Raw genomic sequence first — 22,038 nt, 5'->3', positions numbered from 1 at the left:
GCACCCGGACGAGGCCCGCCTCGTCCAGGCCCTGAGCGAGGCCTCCGGGGAGATGGACGACGCCTTCCGCGCCCGTTACGCCGTGCCCCTGACCGGCTACGGCGCATCGACACGCGAGCGCCTGGCGCAAGTCTGCTGCGACATCGCCCGCTATCGCCTCTGGTCCGATGCGGCCAGCGACGAGGTCGTGCGCCGCTACGAGCAAGCCTACGCCTGGCTGCGCGACATCGCCCGCGGCGTCATGAGCCTGCCCGCGACCGCTCCAGGAGCCGCCGGAGCGCCGGGCTACACGGCCCCGGAGCCGACGTTTAGCCCGGATACACTCTCCGACTACTAAGCCGACGCCGAAGCGCCGGCCGACACGAGGTTTGACATGCCCCTCGAGCGCGCCATCCGCACCACCGTCCCTGCCGATGAGTCCGTGATCCTCGTCCCCCGCGCCGCGCCCTGGAGCCTGTCGGTCTCCCCCGGCGATGGCGGCACCGTGGCCGTGGCCGTGACCGTCTCGGACCCCGAGGACGCCGCGGCGGTGTGGCACACGCTCGATTCCGACCCGCTCGGCTCGCCGAATCTCTATCTCTTCCCCGGCCCGGTCGCCGGCGTGCGCATTACCGCCGCGGTGGCGAGTGCCAGCGCGGAGCTGATGGCATGAGCATCAAGGTCGTCGGATTTTGGGGCGGCGTCGCTGCCGACGATCCTCGGCTTGCTGCGGCCGGGACCGCGCTCCAGCCGAGAGACCTCAATCCGCTCGCCACCTACACCGAGTCCGGAGCGACACTCGAGCCCCTGGACGGCGTGCTCACGATCCCCCTCGACGGGCGGGTCTTGGGGGTCGCGCTCGCCGGCGACCTGGCGAGCGTCGTCCTCGTCGCGCCGGCGCCGCCCGTCTGCGGCTCGGTCATTTGCTACGTGCTGCAGGACGCGGCGGGCGGGCACCTGTTCCCGATTCCGGCCGCCTGGTATTGGCCCGATGCGACCGTGACCGATATCGCGCCGGAGCCCGGGGCGCTGACCGAGCTGATCCTCAACACGACGCCGACCGGCTTGGTGGTCGCGCGCGCCACGGTGCTGGGTGTGCCCGCATGATGGCCCGTCGCCTCATGGGCGCGCGCGGAGCGCGTCGCCTCGACGCCATCGGTGTTCAGGGCGAGATGGGGTTCGGTGTCGGCGTCTGCCCGCCCGCTCTGCTGCCGGCGGGCTTTGTGCCGCTTGCCGGCTACGATGATCCGCAGTCGGGTAACTTCGGCAATTACCTATACGGAGTCTCTCAATGCGTGTGGGTGCCGGCGCACTACTACCGCATCGGGCATCTCGAGAGTCCGCGCTATGCCGCGTACGGGCTCGATGCCGTCGACATTGCGCCGCTGAGCGCCTACGCGTCCGATGCGAGCGCCAATCTCGACGGCTACATCCTCGACCGCTCATTCATCGACGGCGGGATCCTGCAGCCCGGCGTCATGGTCGACAAGTACATGGCGTCGCCGTCCGCCGACAACACGCACGGCGTGTCGGTCGCCGAGGGCGTACCAATCTCCCTGACGACGACCTCGACTTATACCCGCTCCCAGACAATGGCCGGCTGCGCCGGCCAGTATCACGACGCGCTGACGCTCAGCCGCGCTCGCGGCGGGGCGTGGCAATGCACCAACGCCTTCGTTTACACGATGCTCGCCCGGCTTGCTACAGCGCACGGGCAAGCGGCGACCGGCCCCGAGGCGTGCGCCTGGTACGACGCGGCGGGGCTGACCAACTGGCCAAAAGGGGCCAACAACAACGCCCTCGGCGACAGCTCGGAGCCGTCGCTGCTTTGGCTCTCCGCCGGGGATGCCGGCTCGGCTGTAAAGCCGCGCACGGGGTCCTGCGCCGTGCCCGCCAAGACGGCGCACAACGGTCAGGCCAACGGCATCATGGATCTGAACGGCGGCATGTGGGAGGTCGCGATCGGCGTGACGATCCCCGGCGCGTCGGCGAGCGACGCGGTAGTGGCCTCGAACGGCGACCTTTGGGTGCTGCGTCCGGAGGTCGCGATCGCGACACTGACCCCCGGCTGGGCCGGGCCGACCGACGCTTGGCAGTCCGCAGCGAGTATCGACGCGCTGTACGAGCGCGCAGAGGGCGCCATGTGGTGGTCGAATGCAGCGGCTTGGGTGTACCTCGGTAATGGCGCCGAGCAAGTCTTTTCCGGGGCGACGTCGGGGCTCGACCGTGTGCGCACGGCGCTTGGCATCCCGCGGCCGGCCGGTGCCAGTGCAGGCGGCACCGCGCGGTTCGGCAATGATGGCCTATATCGATACTGGCGGCGAAACCTTGCGCTTCTGGTCTCCGGGAATTGGGTCGACGCCTCGATCTCCGGGGTGGGTTGCCGGTCTTGGAACGTCTCTCGGACGGTTGCCGGCCTCGCGGTTTCGTTCCGTGCGTCCGCCTATGTGCTGTGACTGGACAGAGTCCGCGGTAGCGGACGGGATGGAGGCTGCTGCGCATGCCTAAGCCGATCGACCCGAATGCGGCGATCTTCTTTAAATGCAGGGAGGTGATCTTGTTGCTCAACGTGCACTTGAATCACTTCCCGCATCACGAGAAGTACGGGCTGTGTCAGCAAATCCGGATGGCGGCTTACGATGTCTATGCGCTGTTGGTGGAATGTCGCAAGCGCTATCACAACAAGACCAGTCTCCAAAAACTAGACGTCAGGCATGAGCAGCTGCGGGCGCTGGTGAACTTGGCGTTCGAGCTTGGGTATTACGACTTTCAGCACCACAAGCGCGGCCGGTCCGAGCCGGAAGCGCTGCGACGCTACACGGCGATCTCGATCCTGGTCAACGAGCTGGGGGCGATGATCGGCGGGTGGATTCGGTCGCTGCGTCAGCAGTGGCCGCAATAAGGGCAGACCACGACGTGATGGGCCTTGCGCTTCTGGTCTCCGGTGATTGGAACAACACCTCGAACTCCGGGGTGGGTTGCCGGAATTGGAACAACTATCGGACGAATGACAACAACACGGTGTCGTTCCGTGCGTCCGACTATGACTCCCGCCAACCTGATAGCCCGCACATGGGCAGACTGGAGACATAGGGATGGTCCTGTCCTGCGGTATGGCGAAATCAGCGGGCCTCTGAGCTCCAGTATCCAGCGGAGAACGTTCTCATGCCCACCCGTTTCGGTCACTTGTATGAGCAGGTGGCCTCTTTGGAAAGCCTCTACGCCGCCTTCCTGAAGGCGCGTGCGGGCAAGCGATGCAAGGCGGCCGTGGAGGCATTCGAGCGCAACCTCGGAGCGAATCTCGCCGCCCTTGCCGACGAGCTGGCCGAGGGGCGCTATCGCCCGCGCGGCTACCGCAAGTTCGAGGTGCGCGAGCCCAAGCCCCGCGTGATCTATGCCCCGGAGTTTCGCGACACGATCGTACAGCACGCGGTTTACGCCGTCGTCTACCCGATCTTCGATCGGACCTTTATCCATGACGCCTACGGGTGCCGGGTCGGGAAAGGGCATCATCGCGCTGCGGACCAGGCGCAACGGTATTTGCGCGCGAGCGCACCGGACTCCGTGACGCTCCAGCTGGACGTGCGCAAGTTCTTTTACCGCATCGATCGTGCGGTCCTGATGACGCAGATCGAGCGCAAGATCAAGGACCCGCGCCTGCTGGCACTGATGGCCGCGTTCTGCGAATACGACGAGCCGCGCGGCCTGCCGATCGGCAACCTGCTCAGCCAGCTGTTCGCCAGCATCTACCTGCATGATCTGGATATGCACGTGAAGCGCGTCATGCGCATTCGCCGCTATGTGCGCTTCGTCGACGACTTCATCCTGTTCGGTCTGGACCGCCCGCAGGCGCGCGCGGCGTTGCAGGAAATCGAGGCGTTTCTCGCCGATCGGCTCGGGCTGGAGTTGTCCCGCTACACCATCGCGCCCGTGCGCCGCGGAGTGAATTTCGTCGGATTCCGCACCTGGCGCCGCACGCGTTGCGTGCGCAAGCATAGCTTGTGTCGTTTCTCGCGACGGCTGAGAGAGGGTGATGTCCCCGCCCTGGTGTCGATGCTCGGCAACGCCCGCGCGACCGCATCCTTTCGTCATTTCGCGGGCCGGCTGTACGCGCGGCGGCCCGACCTGGTGCCGCGCTTGCCCGCGGCGACCCGTGCCACCCTGGAGGCCGCATGCTGTTCATGACGCACGACCACGCCACCCCGCCATCCCACGTCGTTGCGGACGAGCATCGCTATCCCGTCGCTCAGCTCATCCGCAACGAGGATATCCATCGCCTCGCCGGCCTCGGCGTGCTGCGGCACATCACGGCCGACGGGCCGGCTCCGCTTGGATACGGCCCGTGGCGGCTGGCGGAAGATGCGAAAGGCCCGCATTACTACCGCGAGCCCGCCGGCACGCCCGATGAGCGCGCTGCCGCCGTTGCCGCGATCGCCGAGCAGCCGCCGGCATCGGTGTCCGCCCTGCAGGGGATGCGCGCAGTGAAGGCTGCCGGCCTCGTGGAGGCGTTTCTCGCGTGGCGGGCCGGGCTCGACCCGGTCGAGGATTTCGAGGCGCTGGCGTTTGTCGAGCGCGCGCAGACGTGGGAATACGACGATCCGATCCTCAATGCCGCACTCGCCGCGGTGGGGGCGACGGACCGCAAGGCAGAGCTGCTCCGCCTCGCGGCGACGCTGTAAATCGGCCGAACCGGATAACGTCGGTTAGCTGATCCCCCTCCCCGCATGGCCGACACTGTCGGCCATGACCTCACAGACCCCATCGTCCAGCGTCTCGGCGCTGCAAAGCGCCATCTGCGCCGACCTCGGCGCACTGCCCGGTGTTGCCACCTGTCAGCCCTATGCGGGAGAGCTGGAGGATTCAGCGCGCGCGACGTTGCGCGTGCCGGCGCTGCTGGTGCTGCTGACCCGCTTGCGGGTGCTGGATGATCCCGGTACCGGCGAGATTCTGACCCGCACCTATTGGTCTACTTTCGCTTGCGTGCGACATGCCGGCGGCGAGGAGGCGCGCGGCGCCTTGGCGTGGGCGCTGGCCTCGCAGGTCCTGCTGCGCGCGCGTGCCAACCGGTGGGGGTTGTCGGGAGTGTCGCCGGCCCTGCTGGCTCGGCCCGGCCGCATCGATGAGGAGCCCGGCGCGGCTCCGCTGTGGACGCTTGAGTCTCGCGGAGTTGCGGTGCGCGAGGTGCGCTGGACGCACGACGTGCGCATCGGCGCCTCGGACTGGGACGGCGTCGGCGTGGCGCCGTCCGAGGTGTGGCTTGGCATCGCTCCGCGTATCGGCGAGATGGGCGGCACGGCCGAGGACTACTGGCGTGTCGATGCTCCGCCGGAAGGCTCCGCGGGATGAGCGTCGCCCGCGATACCGCAGAGCTCGAGCGCAGCCGCGCGAACCTGGTGCAGATCGGCACCGTGGCCGAGGCGGATTACGCCAAGGCGCGGGTGCGCGTGAAGCTCGGGGAGCTCACGACGGCCTGGCTGCCGTGGCTCAGCGTGCGCGCGGGTGGCGATCGCACGTGGAGTGCGCCCGAGGTGGGCGAGCAAGTCGCCGTGTTGTGTCCGGACGGCGACCCTGCCGGCGGCATCGTGCTCGGCTCCATCTACTGCGCCGCCCACGGCGCACCGGCCGATGCCGCGACCGTGGCGCGCACGACCTACGCCGATGGCGCGGTGATCGAGTACGACCGCGCAGCGCATCGCTTGAGCGCCGTGCTGCCATCCGGTGCGACCGTCAATCTGGTCGCCGACGGCGGCATGACGATTAACGCAGAAGGCGGGGTCACCATCAACGCATCGGGCGGAAACATCCTCGTGCATGGTGACGTAATCGCTGACGGCGTGAGCCTGAAGACCCACAAGCATACCGGTGTCGAGGTCGGCTCCGGACGCACGGGCCAGCCGGGATGAGCGGCATGAGCGCCACCACCGGACGGCGCCTGGACGTGCTCTCGCACCTGCGCCAGTCGATCACGGACATCCTATCGACTCCGCTTGGCTCGCGCGTGATGCGCCGCGAGTACGGCAGCCTGCTGCCGGATCTCGTGGACGCGCCGCTCGACGGCGTCACCGTGCTCGACATCATCCAGGCTACGGCGGGCGCGATCGGGCGCTGGGAGCCGCGGGTCAGCGTGCAGCGTGTCGCGGTGCGCGCGCTCGATGCAGGGTCCGTCGAGATGGACCTTGACCTGATGTGGCGCGCCGACGGCGGGGCTTTGCGTCTGGAGGGCCTGTTGATCACGCCTAGCGGGGTATCCGCATGAGCTTCACCGCGATTGATTTGTCCACGCTGCCGCCGCCCGAGGTGGTTGAGGCGCTGGACTTCGAACAGATCCTGCTCGAGCTGCGCGCGGACGTCGCCGCGCGCGATCCGCAGTTGATCGCGGTGCTGGCGCTCGAATCCGAGCCGATCAACAAACTGCTCGAGGCCTGCGCCTACCGCGAGACCCTGTTGCGCGCCCACGTGAACGACGCCGCGCGCGCCGTGATGCTGGCCTTTGCGGCCGGCTCGGATCTCGAGCATCTGGCCGCGCTGTTCAATGTGGCCCGCCTGATCGTCCAAGCTGAAGACCTCGACGCATCTCCGCCGATTCCGCTGATTCTGGAGTCCGATGCGGATCTGCGCTCGCGCATCCAGCTGGCCCTGGAAGGCTACACGGTCGCCGGATCGGTCGGCGCCTATGAATTTCACGCCCGCGGCGCGGACGGCCGGGTCATGGACGTCGATGTCTTTGCGCCGGGCGTGCCGGGCGGCTACACGGGCCGCGTGACGGTCACGGTGCTGTCGTCCGAGGCCGAAGACGGCACGCCGAGCGGCGAGTTGATCTCGATCGTGAGTGCCGCGCTGAACGCCGAGCATGTGCGCCCGCTCACCGATCTCGTCGAGGTGCAGGGGCCGGCGGCGGTCATTGAATACGCCGTTACGGCGACTCTGAGTCTGTATGCGGGGCCGTCGCCGGATCTCGTGGCGTCGGCCGCCCGGGCGTCGCTGGATGAGTACATCGCGGATCGGCGCCGGCTGGGGCACGACGTGATGCGCTCGGGCCTGTTCGCCGCGCTGCATCGCCCGGGCGTGCACAACGTCGTGCTGAGCTCGCCCGCCGCCGATGTCGTGGTGGCTCACGACGCGATCGCCAGCTGCACCGGCATCGCGATCACGATCACGGGGACGGATGAATAATGTCTGAGCCGATCAATCCAAGCGTGCCGCCGTCCGGCGGCGATCTGGTTTCGGCGCCGCTGCGGGGAAACTTTGCCGCGGCCGCCGCGGCGATCGCCGCCCTGGAGGCGGCCGTCGCGCAACGCCCGACCACGGCGCAGGTCGCCGGCCTGGCGCCGGTGCAGGCCATCGTGGCCGGGCCGAACATCACGGTGTCGCAAGACGGCGGCGTGGTCACCGTGTCGGGCGCCGGGGAAGGCGAAGGCGGCCAGTTCGATCATGGGCAGCTGTCCAATCGCGGGGCATCCGATGCGCATCCGGTGGAGGCGATCACCGACCTGGTCGCGGCGCTGGGCGCCAAGGCCGCAACCGTGCACGGCCATGGCGTTGCGGATATCACCGGGCTGCAGTCCGCCCTCGACGCCAAAGCCACGCCTGCGCAAGCCGCCGCGGCCGCGCCGGTGCAGTCGGTCGCCGGGCGCTCCGGGGCGGTGTCGCTGGCCAAGGCCGACGTCGGGCTCGCCAGCGTCGACAACACCGCAGACAGCGCCAAGCCGGTCAGCGCGGCGCAGCAGACGGCGCTCAACGCCAAGGTGTCGATCCACGCCCACAACACGCAGGCCGGGCTCGCCGTGGCCGTCGTCTCGACGCTGCCGGCGAGCCCGGCGCCCGGGGTGCTCTACATCGTGACGAGCGGGGTCTGATGCCGACGCTGCGCCTTTACCCCAATGCGTTGACGGCCGCCGCAGGCGCGCGCGGCTGGACCAACCCGGGCAATATGCTCGGGGTCGACACCGCGGCATGGGCAACGCTCGCCGTGAGCACGAGCATCGATATCGTGCCGCTCGCCCTGGGCGGGTGGCGCACCGCAGCCGGGTTGACGGCGCAGAACGCATTGCCGCCGGACGCCATCCTGCAGCCCTGCACGTTCGGCGCGACCACGCGCTCCTCCGGCATCGAGGTCATGGGGTTGATCGCGTTCGCGCGCCTGGACGGCCTCGGCCATGGCGCGACCCGGCTCGCGCTCGCGACCGGCGCGGCGTTCACGCTCGGCACGAGCTCGTTCGGGTCGCTGGTGCCGGATGTGCTCGACGCGGACTTCGTGACGATCGCCGTGTTCCAGCCGAACCCGACCGCCTCGACGCTGGATGTGAAGTCCGTGTTTATCGACGTGCCGTACAGCGTCCCGCGCTATCTGCGCGTCGGCGCGGCGGAGGTGTCGGACGTACGGATCGGGTCGACGCCGATCTCGGCGGCGTGGCTCAACGGCCTCAGGGTGTGGCCGTGACGATCACGCAATGGGATCAGGGCGGCGGGTTCGATGCCGGGTTGCGCTGGGATTCGCAGGTGCGCGAGCGGCTCCTGCCGACGCATTGCGCGCCCCAGGAGCTCACGCTCGAAGACGCCACCGCGCGCATCGGTCGTGTGCCGGTGCAGCTGCGCTTGCTGTGGCGCCCGCGCGATTGCCCGACAGCTCTGCTGCCATGGCTGGCGTGGACGCTGTCGGTGGATGAGTGGGACCCGGCGTGGAGCGAGGCGACCAAGCGAAACATGCTGGCCGAGTCCGCATTGCTGCATGCGCGCAAAGGCACGCCATGGGCGGTCAAGCGTGCGCTCCAGCTGATCGGTTACGGCAATGTCGAGATCCTCGAGGGCTCGACCTACCGCCGCGACGGGACCTATGCCCGCGGCGGCGCCATCAACCACGGCGGGGACATCGGCCCCTACGAGTTCGACGTCGTCCTGAACGTCGGCGGCGCGCCCAGCGCCGCGCAACAGGCGGAGATCCGTCGGCGCGTCGGCTACTACAAGAACGCCCGCTCGCACCTGCGCCGCATCGTCGCTTACGGCGTCTTCCACGACGGCGCGCACGACTACGACGGATCCATCACCTACGCGGGCGGCTTTGCCGCCGAAGAGGAGTAGCCCATGGCCAACGTGCCAGAGTCACCGGCCTGGGAGCCGGGTATTTATCAGCTCGAGACCACCGACCCCGTGCTCGGCGGCGCCGACGGGATCGACAACCTCCAGGCCAAACAACTGGCCAACCGCACCGCCTACCTCAAGCAGTCGCTCGAAGCCCTCGCGGAGCTTATCGACGGGGTCAGCGGGGGCACGACCAATCACGCGCTGCTGAGCAACCGCGATGCCGCGGCCGCGCATCCGTTGGCGGCAATCGACGGGCTGGTGTCCGCGCTCGCCGGTAAGGCGCCGTCCGAGCATACCCACAGCGCTTCGTCGATCACGGCGGGCGTGATGGCCGAGGCCCGCCTGCCGGCGGCAAGCAGCGCCGCGCGCGGGATCGTTCAGCTGGTCGACGACCTCCAGAGCCTCAACACCGATCGCGCTCTGACCGCCGCGCAGGGCCGGTCGCTGCGGCTGATGATCGAGCAGATGTCCGGCGGCGGGACCACCGACCACAACGCGCTCGTGAATCGCAGCGTCTCGGACAGTCACCCGATGTCGGCCATCTCCGGACTTGCCGAGGCGCTGGCCGGAAAGGCGGCCGGCGCCCATGTGCACTCGGCATCGCAGATCACATCCGGCGTGATGGACGCGGCGCGCCTGCCGGTCGGCAGCACGGTCGTGCCGGGCATCATGCGGCTGGCGAATGTCCTGACGAGCACATCGGCAACCGAGGCGCTGACGGCCGCTCAAGGCAAGGTCTTGAAAGACTTATTGGATGGGATTTCATCCGCCACGGCGGGCGCGTCCGGAGCCAGCGGGTGGGTAAAAATCCCCGCGCCCGGCATTGCCCCGATTATCCAATGGCGCACCCAGGGATCCGTGAACGGTTCGTGGATCACGTGGCCGATTGCATTTCCGACCGCCGTCCTTGCCGTCGTCTGCAGCGAAGCAAATTTGGCGGACGCAGCTCTGATTACTGTCGGGACGCGTGGGGCGACCACCGGCGGGACCTATGTGATTGTGCTCAACACCGTGACACGGCTGCCGCACATCGGCGGCTTCACGCCATCCCTGATTGCGATCGGGTATTGACGATGCAAATTTATGGGTTTTCGCTTTCACCGGAGCGCCGCATCGTGGCGCGCTATCTCTCGGCCGTGCACGGCGCGGACATCCCCGCCGATGCGGTGATCGTGGACGAGGCCACGTGGCTCGCATCCCAAGAGATGGACGCTCCGCGCTTCAACGCCGACGGCTCGCTCTCCGAGATCGTCGCGCCGATCAACCTCGAGGTGGCGCGCGATACCGCCCTTGCGGCCATCGACCAGGCCGCCGGTGCCGTGCGTGCGCGCTACATCACGGTCGCCCCCGGGCAGGACCTGACCTATCAGCGCAAGTCCGCCGAGGTGGCCGCCTGGCTGGCGGCGGCCGACCCGGCTCCGGCCGATTACCCGATCCTGCACGCCGAGGCGTCGGCCTGCGCCATGCCGATGGCCGACGTCGTGGCCGATGCGCTGGCGGCCGAGGAGGCTTGGACGCTCGTCGGTGCGGCCATCGAAGGCCGGCGCATGGCCGGTAAGCGTGCGGTGCGGGCCGCGACCGATCTCCCCGCGATCACGGCCGCGCGCGACGCGGCCATCGACGCCATCAACACCCTCTAACGGAGTCACCGAGATGCCCGAGCAATTCCTGCACGGCGTAGAGATCGTCGAGATCGACGACGGCCCGCGCCCGATTTCCACCGTCCGCTCCTCCGTCATCGGCCTGATCGGCACGGCGCCGAACGCGCAGACCGCCGCGACGGCGAGCCTGGTCACGGGCGATGTCGCCGCCGCGACGGCGATCACCTGGACCGCCAAGGCCGCAGGCGCCGCCGGCAACGCCATCGCGGTCAAGATCACCGTGCCGAGCGCGGCCGATGCCACGCTCGCGGTCTCGCGGGTCGGCACGACCATCCATGTCAGCCTGGCCACGGACGAGGAGGGCCTGGTCGCATCGTCCGCAGCGGAGGTTATTACCGCTGTGACGGCGCACACGGGGGCCGCGGCACTGCTCACGGCCGTCGCCGCCTACGACCCGGAAGACCCGCCGGGCCTGGTCGCGCCGAACGTCAAGCCGGCCTTTCTCGCAGGCGGGCGCGATGCCGCCTTCTCGCTCAATACCCCGGTGCTGTGCACGCGCCGCACCGAGGCGGCGACCCTGGGCGAGGGCGGCACTTTGCCCGCCGCGCTCGAAGGCATCTGGGATCAGGCCGGCGCCTGGGTGGTGGTGGTGCGCGTGGACGAGGCGCAGACCCCGGAGGCCACGCTCGGCTATGTGCTGGGCAACGGGACCAACCGTACCGGGGTGCACGCCTTCCTCAATGCGGAGTCGGTGTGTCACGTGGTGCCGCGGATCCTGATTGCCCCGGGCTTCACGCATCAGCAGGCGGCGGTGGCGGAGATGGTCGGCATCGCCGAGCGCCTGCGCGCGGTGATCGTCGCCGACGGGCCGAACACGACCGATGCGGCGGCCATCACCTACCGCGGCAACTTCGGCTCCGATCGGGTCTATCTCGTCGACCCGCAGGTCACGATCTGGGACACCGCCGCCAACGGCGAGGCCGCCGCCCCGGCATCCGCACGCGTCGCCGGTATCATCGCAAAGAGCGACAACGAGCGCGGCTTCTGGTGGTCCCCGTCAAATCGGGAGATGAACGGCATCGTCGGCACCGCCCGCGCGGTCGACTTCGAGCTCGGGGACGCGCTCTCGCGCGCGAACTACCTCAACGAGAACGAGGTGGCGACCATCATCCGCAAGGACGGCTATCGGCTGTGGGGTAATCGCTCCTGCTCGGCCGACCCAAAATGGGCGTTTCTGTGTGTGCGTCGCACCGCGGATATGATCCACGAGAGCCTGTTGCGCGCCCACCTGTGGGCGGTGGATCGCGGCATTACAAAGACCTACTTCGAAGACGTCAAAGAGGGGGTCGACAATTACCTGAGCCACCTGGTGAAGGTCGGCGCGATTCTCGGCGGGAAATGCTGGGTAGACGCCGAGCTGAACACGCCGGACCAAATCGAGCAGGGAAAGGCGTACTGGGACTTCGACTTTACCCCGGTCTACCCGGCCGAGCACATCACCTTCCGCTCGCACCTGGTGAACGACTACCTCGTCGAGATCCTGCCGCAAGCCGCCTAATCGGAGCGTACTGACATGGCAATCCCAAGTGTTTTGAAGGCTTACAGCCTGTTCGTCGATGGCCGAGGCTACGCGGGCAAGGCGGATGTCGAGCTCCCCGAGCTCGGCATCGTTACGGAGGAATACGCGGCCGGCGGCATGTCCGGAAAGGTCAAGCTCGATATGGGGCTCGTGGAGGCCCTTGACGCCAAGTTCACCCTCTACGAATACAGCCCGGACGTCATCAAGATGTGGGGCCTGGTGGACGGCGGCCGCGTGCCGCTGGTGTTCCGCGGGGCGGCGATGGCGGACGACGGCGCCGAGGCGACCCCGATCAAGGCCACCATGCGCGGGCAGATGCACGTGCTCAACGGCGGATCCTGGGAGGCAGGATCCAAGGCGAAGATGGAGTGCACCGTGAATTGCCGGTCATACAAGCTGGAGGTCGGCGGTCAGACGGTGATCGAGATCGATGCGGAGCGGATGATCCGCGTCGTCGGCGGGACGGATCAGATGGCCGCACTGCGCGGCGCGATCGGACTGTAAGGGGACGACATGAGCAAATCGAATATGCCCGAAGGATCAGGCGCGGCAGTTGCCGAGGAAATCATGAAATTGGATAGCGCGCTCGAAAAGGTCGCGCCGGCCGACCCTTTCGTCACGCTGACCAGCGGCCGCAAGATCCACTTGCGCGAACCCACGGCAGGGGAGCTGCGCGGGGTGAAGCTGCTGGACGTGTTGCAGCTCGACACCGCCGCCCATGCCGTGGTGATCGAGCGCATCAGCGAGCTCTCGACGCTGGAGTTCTACGGGCTCAAGACCGCGGATACGATGGCGTTGATGAGCAAGGTGGCGGGTTTTTTCGCGCAGGATCCGGCCTCCCCTCCTGCGTAGAGGATGCTTGGGAGACGATCGCCGCGGCGTGGCATTGGCCGCCGTCCGAGATGAGCCGGATGGGCATGGCGGAGCTGATGGACTGGGAGGCGCGCGCCGCGCGCCTGCTCAAGGCGCAGGCGGGGCGCTAGGGCTCGCCGAAGCGCTTGGCGGCGGCGGTGTGCGGGCCGAGCAGGAACCGGACGGTGCCGATGGCGAGCAGGGCGAGCAGCCACAAGAACACCACGGCGCCGAGCCCGACCCACCATGAGCCCATGGCGAGGCCGAGCCAGATGCCGAGCGCGATGGCGGCGAGCTGAAGGAGTGAAGCGATCATGAGGCGAGTATAGGTCATGGCGAATCTCAACGTCTCCGTCATCCTCGGGCTGGTGGATCGGCTGTCTGCTCCGTTGCGCGGGGTGTCCGCGCAGCTCGATCAGATGCACGGACGCTTCGAGCGCATTGCCGCCATGAGCACCAACGCAACCTTCATCGGCGGGGCGCTGCAGCAGACCGGGAAGCAGATCCTCGCCCCGCTGCAAGGCGCGGTTGCCGCGTTTGCCGACTCCGAGGATGCGGCGACGCGATTCAAGCTCTCGATGATGGACGCGTCCGGCGCCGTGCTCCCGGCGTATCACGAGTTGAGCGGGTTGGCGCAGCGGCTCGGGGACCGCCTGCCCGGCAGTACCGCGGATTTCACCGGCATGATGACGATGTTGCGCCGTCAGGGCATGGACGCCGCCACGATCCTTGCCGGTACCGGCGAGGCCGCCGCCAACCTGGCGGTCATGCTGAAAATGCCGGCCGATGCGTCGGCCGAGTTCTCCGCCAAGCTCCAGGATGCGACCGGGACAGCGGCCAAGGACATGCTTGCGCTGACCGATACGATCCAGCGGACCTACAACGTCGGCGTGGACCCCGGAAACATGCTGGCGGCTTTCTCCGCGCTGTCGCCCGGCATGGACGCAATCAAGCAAAAAGGGCTTGCCGGCGCCAACGCGATGGCGCCGTTGCTGGCGATGCTCGATCAAGCCTCGCTCTCCGGCGGTGCGGCCGGCAACGCCCTGCGCAAGGTGTTCCAGGGTTCGTTCGGCGGGAGTGAAAAGGCCGACAAAGCGATTGACAGGTCCGGATTGGACTTCGTCGATGATGCCGGCGAGTTTCGCGGTCTGGACAACCTGTTCGAGCAGTTGTCCAAGCTGCGCAAGCTCTCGACCGAGCAGCGCCTTGGGGTGATGAAGGATATCTGGGGCGACGATTCCGAGACGCTCCAAGCCCTCAATGTCATGGTCGAGAAGGGCGCCGCCGGCTATGCCGAGATGACGTCCAAGCTGTCGGATCAAGCGAGCATGCAGCAGCGGATGATCCCGCTGCTCGGGACGCTGAAGAACCTTTGGGATGCCGCCACCGGGACGGTGTCGAACTTGGCGGCGCGCATCGGCGAGCTGCTGGCGCCGCAGATCAAGCAGGCCGTGGACTGGCTCGGCGTCGCCGCGGCGCGCGCGCGCGAATGGATCGACGCCAACCCGCAACTGGCCAAGACGCTGGCGCTTGTCGTCGCCGGGCTCGGGGCCTTCGCCGTGGTCGGCGGCGGCCTGATGATCGCGCTGGCCGGCATCCTTGGGGGCGTGTCCATGCTCGCGGTCGCGCTCGGCCCCGTCGGGCGTCTGCTCGGTTTGCTGCTGGTCCCCGTGCGCGCGCTGCCGGCGGCCTTTGCCGTGGCCGCCGCGGCGCCGGCCAAGTTGGCCGCCGGCTTGCGCGGCATGGCGCTCGCGCTCGCGCTCACGCAGGGCGGGCTTGGCAAGGCGGTGTTCGCCGTGCGGATGCTCGGCGCGGCGCTCATCGCTAACCCGATCGGCCTCGCCGTGGCCGCCATTGCCGGCGCCGCGCTTCTGGTCGTCAAGTATTGGGCGCCCATCAAGGGCTTCTTCGCCGGCCTGTGGTCCGGCCTGACCGCGGGCCTGGCGCCGATTGCGGGCGCCTTCTCCGGCGCCTTCGGCGGCATCATGCCGGTGATCCAGCCGGTGCTCGACGGCCTGCAATGGGTGTGGGACAAGCTGGTCGGCTTGATCGGTCCGGTGCAGGACACCGGCGGCGCGGCCGAGGCTATGGGCCGGCGTTGGGGCGCGGCCATCGCCGGCATGATCCTGAAGGTCGGCGAGCTGCTCTCCGGGCTGTTGGCCTTGCCCGGGAAGGTCTTTTCGATCGGCGCAAGCATCGTGCAGGGGCTGTGGGACGGCTGGCAATCCAAGTGGGCGGCCTTCAAGGCGTGGGTCACCGGCCTGGCGGACATCATCCCGAGCTGGCTCACAAAGCCGTTGCAGGTGCACTCTCCCTCGCGCGTCTTCGCCGAGATCGGGCGCAACCTGGTCGAGGGCCTACAGCAGGGTGTGGCGCGCACCGTGCCGGCCGTGATGGGCGAGTTCGGCGGGCTGGCGAAGCGCCTCGCGGGTGTTGCGCTGGTCGCCGGGCCGGTCGCGATGGCGCCCGCCGCGGCCATGACGACGCCGGGCACAACGCCTGTCGCGCGGCCCGCTCAGAGCGCCGTGCAGTCGCTGCGCATCGACGACCCGGACTCCAAGGCACGCGACGCGCGTCGCGCCGCATGGCTGGCGGATGCCCGCGAGCGCGTGCAGGCCATCACGCCGATGCAGTCGCTGCGCATCGACGACCCGGCCTCGCGCGAGCGTGACGCGCGCCGCGGCGCATGGCTGGCGGATGCCCGCGCTCGCGTGCAGGCCATCACGCCGATGCAGTCGCTGCGCATCGACGACCCGGCCTCGCGCGAGCGTGACGCGCGCCGCGGCGCATGGCTGGCGGATGCCCGCGCTCGCGTGGACGCCATGGGTGCGGACCCGGCCGCGCGCGTGCGCCCGCCGGCACAATCCGCCCCGGCAGCCGCCCCGCGCGGAAGAGGCGGCCCGATCTCCATGCCGATCAGCGTCTCCATCACCGCGCCGTCCGGAGCCGACCCCAAGCAGCTCGCCGCCTTGGTCCGCGAAGAGGTCTCCAAGGCCGGGCGCGATGTCGGTCGGCGCATGGCCGGCGCGCTTTACGATCAACCCGACGACATGTAGGGATGTGGCGATGCTCGAAGTCATGATGGCGCTGGGATCCTACCGCTTCGGGCTCAGCACCGCGGCTTATCAGACCCTGACCCGCTCCGCGGCGTGGCGCTGGCCCGCTCAGGATCGACTCGGCGCGCATCCGGTGCGCCAATATTGCGGCCCCGGTGCGCAGTCGATTCAGGTCGAGGGGGTCATCCATCCGCATTACAAGGGCCTGCTCGGGCTGCCGAACCTGCTCGCGCGGGTGCCGGCGCTCACCAGCGCGCTGGGCACGATCGCCAGCGCCAACAGCGCGCTGACGCGTCTCGGGCTGAGCGTGCCGGGCCTCGGCGGTCGCTCGGGATCCTGGCAGCTCGAAGCGATGCGGGCGGATGCCGACACGGGTAATCCTCTCCTTTTGGTGGACGGGCGCGGGCGCTTCTGGGGCTATTGGGTGATCGAAAGCCTAGAGGAGACCGAGACCAGGCACCTGGCCGACGGCTCGGCGCTGTCCGTCGTCTTCTCGGTCACGCTCGGCTACTACGGTGAGGAGGCGCCGGACGCCATCAAGGCGGACACCTCGATCGTCGGGGCCATTCGCGGCGTTCTGGGGATCTAGCAACCATGGCCGATACGACCTATCGCACGCTCGCCGGCGACGTCCTAGACTGGATCTGCTGGCGCTACTACGGCCGCCAGAGCGGCGCCGTCGAGGCCGTGCTCGCTGCGAACGTCGGTCTTGCCGAGCGCGGGCCGATCTACCCAAGCGGGGTGCTGATCAATCTCCCCGACCTCGCCGCGCCCGTCGCGCAGCCCGTGCGGCTGTGGGACTGACGCGGTGATTCCTGTCTGGACCCTGACGGCGGACGGCACGGACATCAGCAGCCGGCTGGGCGAGTTTCTGGTCTCGTTGGTGGTCTCGGATAAGTCGGGGCTTGAGTCCGACGAGTTGACGGTCGAGGTGGCGGATCCACGATCGGAGATCGCCTGGCCGCGGCACGGGGCTCGGCTGGCGATCGCATTGGGCTACGCGCATACCGGCGCGGTGTCGATGGGCGAATACACGGTGGACGAGATCGAGCTGTCGAACCCGCCGCGGCGCTGGTCGATCCGCGCGCGTGCGGCAGAGCTGCGCGAGCCGGCCTTGAAGGCGCGGCGCACCAGGAGCTGGGAGTCGACGACCGTCGGTGCCGTCATCGCTGATGTCGCCAAAGGCGCCAGGCTGGTCGGCAAGGTCTCGCCCGCGCTGGCGTCTAAGTCGATCGCGCGCCTGGATCAGACCAACGAGTCCGATCTGGCCCTGCTCACCCGCTTGTCGCGCCAATTCGACGCCATTTCCACCGTCAAGGCTGGCGTGCTGCTGTTCACGCCGCGGGGCAAGGGCCAGGCCGTGAGCGGCCAAGCGCTCCCGGCGATCACACTGAAGCCTGAGGATGTCACCGAATGGCGTGTCAGTCTGGCGGACCGGGATAGCTATACGGCAGTCGAGGCGCGGTGGTATGACCGCGACGCGGCCGAGGAGGTTTGGACGCGTGCGGGCCAAGGCGATGGCGACGCGGTGTTCCGCCTGCGTCGCACGTACACCGACCGCGCCGCCGCGCAAGCCGCGGCAGAAGCCAAGCTCGGCGCGCTGGGGCGTGGGACGGCGTTGCTTACGCTGAGTTTGCCAGGGATGACGGCGCTCGCGGCGGAAACCCCGTTGACCCTGGTCGGGTTCGGCGACGGCGTGGATGGTCGTTGGGTTCTGACGAGCGCCGAGCATCGGATAGAGGGTGGTGGGTACCGGACGAGCGTAGAAGGGGAGCGCGCGGACTGACCCATGAGCAACGGCACCTTTCCCCTTCACGAGCTGCGGGCCCTTCTGGCCCCTTCCGCGCCCGTCGCGGGGGTCGTCGTGGGCGTGCAGTCGACGCTCGTCGACGTCGCCACCCCCGCGGGCCTTCGCCAGGCGCGACAAGGTGGCCGAGCGCTGGTCCTCGGGGAGCGCGTGAGCGTGCGCGACGGGGCCGCGTACCCGGCAGCGACCGCTGCCGGGCGGTATGTGTTATGAGCACGGAACGTGAAGCTCGACGCTTGGATGATGCGGGCCTGACGCGGCCGCGTGAAGGGCTAACCCAGGCAGCCCGCGGGGCAGCGAGCAATGCTGCTTACTGACCGTCTAAAGAGGGCCTAAGGGGGCGTTTAGGAGCCGATTCTGCGTCGCAAACCAAGTTGCGCAGCGTCGCAAACCAAGTTGCGCGCTACAAAACCGCGAAGCCCGTTCCCGTGGTGACTTTATGGTGACTCAAAAGGAAACGACCTAGGCGCATAACACCTAAGCCGTTGTTTTATTGGAGCTGGCGGACGGATTCGAACCGACGACCTGCTGATTACAAATCAGCTGCTCTACCAACTGAGCTACGCCAGCGAGACAGGATGCGCCTGTGTCCGAAGACCGGACGCTGCGGTCATTCTACAATCAAGCACGATGGCCACTCAATGAGCGCGAGCCCGCGAGGGCGTGCACGGCTGGCGAGCGGCCCGGCGAAACCGATCCGAAGGCGCTCCGTCCGACGCTCTCGGTGTTTACTCGGAACCCATCTGGCCCTAGTCTGCGCCTATTCCGAGGATGACACTACGACTAGGGTCAACGTCATGAGCCTGATTCAACCGGACCGGATCGACTTCGACGATCCGGAGCTGACCGCGACGCGGGCGGGGCTTGTACGCGAGCTGCGTACCTTTTTGCCGCCGGACGGAGTGCTCGAGCAACAGGAGCAGGTGCAACCCTACGAATGCGACGGGCTCTCGGCCTACCGGCAGTTGCCTTTGTTGGTGGTGCTGCCTCGCACGGTCGAGGAGGTACAGCGCATCATGCGGCTATGTCGTGAAAGGGACGTGCCGGTGGTAGCGCGCGGGGCCGGTACCGGACTCTCGGGCGGCGCCTTGCCGCGCGGTGACGGGGTGTTGCTGAGTCTGGCGCGGTTTACGCGGATCCTCGATCTGGACCCGATTGCACGCACCGCGCGGGTCGAGCCGGGAGTGCGTAACCTGGCGATCAGCGAAGCCGCGGCGCCGCATGGGCTTTATTACGCGCCCGATCCGTCGAGCCAGATTGCCTGCACCATCGGGGGCAATGTCGCAGAGAACTCGGGCGGCGTGCATTGCCTGAAGTACGGGCTGACGGTGCACAACGTGCTTGCCGTGAAGCTGGTGACGATCGAGGGCGAGCTGATCGAGCTCGGCTCGAGCGGGCTCGACGCGGCGGGCTATGACCTGTTGGCGCTCTTCATCGGCTCCGAGGGGATGCTCGGCGTGACGGTCGAGGTGACGGTCAAGCTGCTGCCCGTGCCGGAGCGTGCCCAAGCCATCCTCGCGGCTTACGACGACGTCGAGAAGGCCGGCCAAGCGGTCGGCGACATCATCGCGGCCGGGATCATCCCGGCGGGTCTGGAGATGATGGACGGCCCGGCGATTCAGGCGGCGGAGGACTTCGTGCACGCCGGTTATCCAACGGACGCGGCGGCCATCCTCATTTGCGAGATCGACGGGACTAGTCAGGAGGTTTCCGAGGAGGTCTTGCGGGTGCGCGATCTGCTTTTGACCAGCGGCGCGACCGAGGTGCGGACCTCGCGCGACGATGCCGAGCGGCTGATGTTCTGGAAGGGTCGCAAGGCCGCCTTCCCGGCGGTGGGCCGGATCTCGCCGGACTATTACTGCATGGACGGCACCATCCCGCGCCGCGCCTTGCCGGAGGTGCTGCGGCGCACGGCGGAGATGTCGCGCGAGTACGGGCTGCGGGTCGCCAATGTCTTTCATGCCGGGGACGGCAACATGCACCCGCTGATCCTCTTCGATGCGAACAAGCCGGGCGAGCTGGAGCGGACCGAGGAGCTGGGCGGGCGGATCCTGGAGCTATGCGTGGAGGTCGGCGGGACCATCACGGGCGAGCACGGTGTCGGGATCGAGAAGATCAATCAGATGTGCGTCCAGTTCAGTCCCGAGGAATTGGCGCAGTTCCACGCGGTCAAGGCGGCGTTCGATCCGAAGGGGTTGCTGAACCCGGGCAAGGGTGTGCCGACGCCGAGACGTTGCTCGGAGTATCGCCAACTTCCGGATCACAGCCATCGGCACCCGCACTGATGGCGAAACCCGAACGTCTGATCAACGCCGACCCGGCCAGCGACGAGCTGGCACTCGATCGGGCCATCCGTCCGCGCAAGCTGGAAGACTATGTCGGGCAGCCGGTCGTGCGCGAGCAGATGGAGATCTTCATCGGCGCCGCGCGCGGCCGGGGCGAGGCGTTGGATCATGTGCTCATCTTCGGCCCGCCGGGACTCGGCAAGACCACACTCGCGCACATCATCGCGCATGAGATGCAGGTCAATCTGCGTCAGACATCGGGCCCTGTGCTGGAAAAGCCGGGCGATCTCGCGGCTATCCTGACCAATCTCGATGCGGGGGACGTGCTCTTCGTCGACGAGATCCATCGCCTCAGCCCGGTGGTCGAGGAGGTGCTCTATCCCGCGATGGAGGACTATCAGCTCGACATCATGATCGGCGACGGGCCGGCCGCGCGCTCGATCAAGCTGGATCTGCCGTTCTTTACCCTGGTCGGCGCGACCACGCGGGCCGGGCTCTTGACCTCGCCTTTGCGCGACCGGTTCGGCATCGTGCAACGCCTGGAGTTTTACACCGCGGAAGATCTGGCCTGGATCGTGCGCCGCTCGGCACGCATCCTCGCCATCGAGACCGAGGCGGAAGGCGCCGCCGAGATCGCCCGGCGCTCGCGCGGCACACCGCGCATCGCCAACCGGCTGCTGCGCCGGGTGCGTGACTTTGCCCAGGTGCGTGCCGACGGACGCATCACCGCCGAGGTCGCCGATCAGGCGCTCGGGATGCTCAAGGTCGACGCACTAGGCTTCGACCACATGGACCGCCGGCTGCTGGATGCCGTGATCAGCAAATTCGACGGGGGACCGGTCGGCGTGGAAAGCCTCGCGGCGGCGATCGGCGAGGAGCGCGGTACCATCGAGGACGTGCTGGAGCCTTTCCTGATTCAACAAGGCTATCTGATGCGGACCCCGCGCGGGCGTGTTGCGACGCAGGCGGCTTATCTTCACCTCGGGCTCAAACCGCCGCGAAGCCTCGCCGAGCGTGCTGCCCTGCCCGACCTTTTCGGCGTCGTTTCGGATTAAACTGCGCCCGGTGCGGTATGCGATGTTTTTGGACAGGATCGGCCCCGGCAGACTTGACGACCATTCGAGCCGGCGCGGTTTAAGTGAAAAAATAGATCGTTTTGAACCGCGCCCCCGCCAAGGGCTGTGGATGAACCAAACCTCGAACTGACTCGAAAATCAGCATCTCGCTCCGGGCGCGGATTAAGGTGCTCTCCGGAAACGAAAGCCTGCCCGACGGCGAACCGAGACGGGGAAGCGCCAACCGACCTCGTCAGGCATCCGGTCGCCAGTCCTCGTCGAGGATCTCTGCAAGTCGATAGGGACAGTTCTCGGGAAAAGTTGCGAGCGGCCGACCGGTCTGCATCGCGGCGCTGCGTCTCGCGCGCTGGTAGCTCTGTGCGAGCACCCAAGCCGGGTAGGGTCGCAGACTCGGACTGTCCTGAATGGCGAGTTCGATCTGGAGCCGGGCATCGGTGATCGAATCGATCCAGCTATCGGAGCGTCTTTCGGGTTGATACTGCCATTTCAGGAGGTGCAAGAGCAGGCGCACGAGCTGACTCGCAATGGCCCTTCTTTCGCTCTTGCTCAAATCCTCCAGCTCCTCTGCAAGATGCTCGACATCCACCGCCTGCCAAGATCCTTCCCGAATCAGCTCGGCGGTCTCGCGAGCCCAACGCACAAGGTCCTGCTCATACGTCACGTTCAAGACGGATACCTCGATAAAAAACTCAGGTGCATATTGATATCTTAACTGATGTTGA

Annotated in this window: 28 protein-coding genes and 1 tRNA gene; 26 read left to right on the top strand and 3 right to left on the bottom strand. The window is 67.9% G+C overall.

Features of this window, described 5'->3' with window-relative positions; translation table 11 throughout:
- The 20 genes from B4N44_RS09340 to B4N44_RS19925 form a co-directional block, all read left to right on the top strand.
- Positions 1–337, top strand: a 337-nt coding sequence (locus tag B4N44_RS09340) for a DUF1320 domain-containing protein (RefSeq protein ID WP_296699793.1), incomplete at its 5' end; no start/stop codon positions are given.
- Between the two features lie 36 nt (positions 338–373).
- On the top strand, positions 374–652 hold the full coding sequence (locus B4N44_RS09335; protein ID WP_296699791.1) for a hypothetical protein: 279 nt from the start codon (positions 374–376) through the stop codon (positions 650–652).
- Positions 649–1,086, top strand: a complete 438-nt coding sequence (locus B4N44_RS09330) for a hypothetical protein (RefSeq protein WP_296699789.1) — start codon at positions 649–651, stop codon at positions 1,084–1,086. Before B4N44_RS09335 ends, B4N44_RS09330 begins: the two co-directional genes overlap by 4 nt.
- On the top strand, positions 1,083–2,435 hold the full coding sequence (locus B4N44_RS09325) for a hypothetical protein (RefSeq protein ID WP_296699788.1): 1,353 nt from the start codon (positions 1,083–1,085) through the stop codon (positions 2,433–2,435). Before B4N44_RS09330 ends, B4N44_RS09325 begins: the two co-directional genes overlap by 4 nt.
- A gap of 44 nt (positions 2,436–2,479) precedes the next feature.
- Positions 2,480–2,881: a four helix bundle protein gene (locus B4N44_RS09320; RefSeq protein ID WP_296699786.1), complete on the top strand. Its 402-nt coding sequence runs from the start codon at positions 2,480–2,482 to the stop codon at positions 2,879–2,881.
- 263 nt (positions 2,882–3,144) lie between these two features.
- A complete protein-coding gene (locus tag B4N44_RS09315; RefSeq protein WP_296699785.1) occupies positions 3,145–4,164 on the top strand; it encodes a reverse transcriptase domain-containing protein in 1,020 nt (339 codons plus the stop codon).
- Complete coding sequence (locus B4N44_RS09310; protein ID WP_296699783.1) at positions 4,152–4,658, top strand: hypothetical protein; 507 nt, start codon at positions 4,152–4,154, stop codon at positions 4,656–4,658. The genes B4N44_RS09315 and B4N44_RS09310 overlap by 13 nt, the downstream gene beginning before the upstream one ends.
- A 64-nt stretch (positions 4,659–4,722) precedes the next feature.
- Entirely contained in the window at positions 4,723–5,325 is a 603-nt protein-coding gene (locus B4N44_RS09305) for a hypothetical protein (RefSeq protein ID WP_296699780.1), read from the top strand.
- Positions 5,322–5,882: a phage baseplate assembly protein V gene (locus B4N44_RS09300; RefSeq protein WP_296699776.1), complete on the top strand. Its 561-nt coding sequence runs from the start codon at positions 5,322–5,324 to the stop codon at positions 5,880–5,882. Before B4N44_RS09305 ends, B4N44_RS09300 begins: the two co-directional genes overlap by 4 nt.
- 5 nt (positions 5,883–5,887) lie before the next feature.
- Positions 5,888–6,235, top strand: a complete 348-nt coding sequence (locus B4N44_RS09295; RefSeq protein ID WP_296699773.1) for a GPW/gp25 family protein — start codon at positions 5,888–5,890, stop codon at positions 6,233–6,235.
- Entirely contained in the window at positions 6,232–7,152 is a 921-nt protein-coding gene (locus tag B4N44_RS09290) for a baseplate assembly protein (protein WP_296699770.1), read from the top strand. The genes B4N44_RS09295 and B4N44_RS09290 overlap by 4 nt, the downstream gene beginning before the upstream one ends.
- Positions 7,152–7,835, top strand: coding sequence for a hypothetical protein (locus B4N44_RS09285; RefSeq protein ID WP_296699767.1), 684 nt, complete (start codon positions 7,152–7,154; stop codon positions 7,833–7,835). The genes B4N44_RS09290 and B4N44_RS09285 overlap by 1 nt, the downstream gene beginning before the upstream one ends.
- Entirely contained in the window at positions 7,835–8,419 is a 585-nt protein-coding gene (locus B4N44_RS09280) for a hypothetical protein (RefSeq protein ID WP_296699763.1), read from the top strand. Before B4N44_RS09285 ends, B4N44_RS09280 begins: the two co-directional genes overlap by 1 nt.
- Complete coding sequence (locus tag B4N44_RS09275) at positions 8,389–9,057, top strand: phage tail protein I (protein WP_296699760.1); 669 nt, start codon at positions 8,389–8,391, stop codon at positions 9,055–9,057. The genes B4N44_RS09280 and B4N44_RS09275 overlap by 31 nt, the downstream gene beginning before the upstream one ends.
- A 69-nt stretch (positions 9,058–9,126) precedes the next feature.
- Positions 9,127–10,131, top strand: coding sequence for a gp53-like domain-containing protein (locus B4N44_RS09270; RefSeq protein ID WP_296699757.1), 1,005 nt, complete (start codon positions 9,127–9,129; stop codon positions 10,129–10,131).
- A 44-nt stretch (positions 10,132–10,175) separates the two neighbouring features.
- The gene (locus B4N44_RS09265; protein WP_296699755.1) at positions 10,176–10,700 is read left to right on the top strand and encodes a hypothetical protein; all 525 of its coding nucleotides are present in this window, start codon (positions 10,176–10,178) and stop codon (positions 10,698–10,700) included.
- The gene (locus tag B4N44_RS09260; protein ID WP_296699752.1) at positions 10,585–12,219 is read left to right on the top strand and encodes a phage tail sheath subtilisin-like domain-containing protein; all 1,635 of its coding nucleotides are present in this window, start codon (positions 10,585–10,587) and stop codon (positions 12,217–12,219) included. Before B4N44_RS09265 ends, B4N44_RS09260 begins: the two co-directional genes overlap by 116 nt.
- A 15-nt stretch (positions 12,220–12,234) precedes the next feature.
- Positions 12,235–12,744, top strand: coding sequence for a phage major tail tube protein (locus tag B4N44_RS09255; RefSeq protein ID WP_296699750.1), 510 nt, complete (start codon positions 12,235–12,237; stop codon positions 12,742–12,744).
- Between the two features lie 9 nt (positions 12,745–12,753).
- A complete protein-coding gene (locus B4N44_RS09250) occupies positions 12,754–13,092 on the top strand; it encodes a phage tail assembly protein (protein ID WP_296699746.1) in 339 nt (112 codons plus the stop codon).
- A gap of 17 nt (positions 13,093–13,109) precedes the next feature.
- A complete protein-coding gene (locus B4N44_RS19925; protein WP_414718135.1) occupies positions 13,110–13,223 on the top strand; it encodes a GpE family phage tail protein in 114 nt (37 codons plus the stop codon).
- On the opposite strand, the gene B4N44_RS09245 is transcribed toward B4N44_RS19925, so the two are convergent.
- Entirely contained in the window at positions 13,220–13,426 is a 207-nt protein-coding gene (locus tag B4N44_RS09245; protein WP_296699743.1) for a hypothetical protein, read from the bottom strand. The genes B4N44_RS19925 and B4N44_RS09245 overlap by 4 nt on opposite strands.
- Between B4N44_RS09245 and B4N44_RS09240 the strand changes: the two genes are divergently transcribed.
- Genes B4N44_RS09240 through B4N44_RS09225 form a run of 4 tightly spaced genes read left to right on the top strand, consistent with a single transcriptional unit; the run spans position 13,425 to position 17,934 of the window.
- Positions 13,425–16,148 (top strand): phage tail tape measure protein, encoded by a 2,724-nt coding sequence (locus tag B4N44_RS09240; protein WP_296699742.1) that lies wholly within the window; start codon positions 13,425–13,427, stop codon positions 16,146–16,148. The genes B4N44_RS09245 and B4N44_RS09240 overlap by 2 nt on opposite strands.
- Positions 16,149–16,158: 10 nt before the next feature.
- Complete coding sequence (locus B4N44_RS09235) at positions 16,159–16,737, top strand: phage tail protein (protein ID WP_296699739.1); 579 nt, start codon at positions 16,159–16,161, stop codon at positions 16,735–16,737.
- A 5-nt stretch (positions 16,738–16,742) separates the two neighbouring features.
- A complete protein-coding gene (locus tag B4N44_RS09230; protein ID WP_296699736.1) occupies positions 16,743–16,952 on the top strand; it encodes a tail protein X in 210 nt (69 codons plus the stop codon).
- A gap of 4 nt (positions 16,953–16,956) precedes the next feature.
- Entirely contained in the window at positions 16,957–17,934 is a 978-nt protein-coding gene (locus tag B4N44_RS09225; protein WP_296699733.1) for a contractile injection system protein, VgrG/Pvc8 family, read from the top strand.
- A gap of 515 nt (positions 17,935–18,449) precedes the next feature.
- On the opposite strand, the gene B4N44_RS09220 is transcribed toward B4N44_RS09225, so the two are convergent.
- Positions 18,450–18,525: transfer RNA gene (locus B4N44_RS09220), tRNA-Thr, on the bottom strand.
- A gap of 227 nt (positions 18,526–18,752) precedes the next feature.
- Between B4N44_RS09220 and B4N44_RS09215 the strand changes: the two genes are divergently transcribed.
- Positions 18,753–20,240 (top strand): FAD-linked oxidase C-terminal domain-containing protein, encoded by a 1,488-nt coding sequence (locus B4N44_RS09215; protein WP_296699730.1) that lies wholly within the window; start codon positions 18,753–18,755, stop codon positions 20,238–20,240.
- The gene (gene ruvB, locus B4N44_RS09210; protein WP_296699727.1) at positions 20,240–21,295 is read left to right on the top strand and encodes a Holliday junction branch migration DNA helicase RuvB; all 1,056 of its coding nucleotides are present in this window, start codon (positions 20,240–20,242) and stop codon (positions 21,293–21,295) included. Before B4N44_RS09215 ends, ruvB begins: the two co-directional genes overlap by 1 nt.
- Before the next feature lie 253 nt (positions 21,296–21,548).
- Here ruvB and B4N44_RS09205 read toward each other — a convergent pair whose 3' ends face one another.
- Positions 21,549–21,977 carry a DUF29 domain-containing protein gene (locus B4N44_RS09205; RefSeq protein ID WP_296699824.1) on the bottom strand — a complete coding sequence of 143 codons (429 nt, stop codon included), beginning with the start codon at positions 21,975–21,977 and terminating at the stop codon, positions 21,549–21,551.
- Positions 21,978–22,038: the final 61 nt, after the last annotated feature.

It is taken from the genome of Thiocapsa sp. UBA6158 (genome assembly GCF_002423035.1).
Lineage (GTDB): Bacteria > Pseudomonadota > Gammaproteobacteria > Chromatiales > Chromatiaceae > Thiocapsa.
Note: the sequence above shows the minus strand (reverse complement) of the source record. Positions and strands in the feature narration are given on the sequence as shown.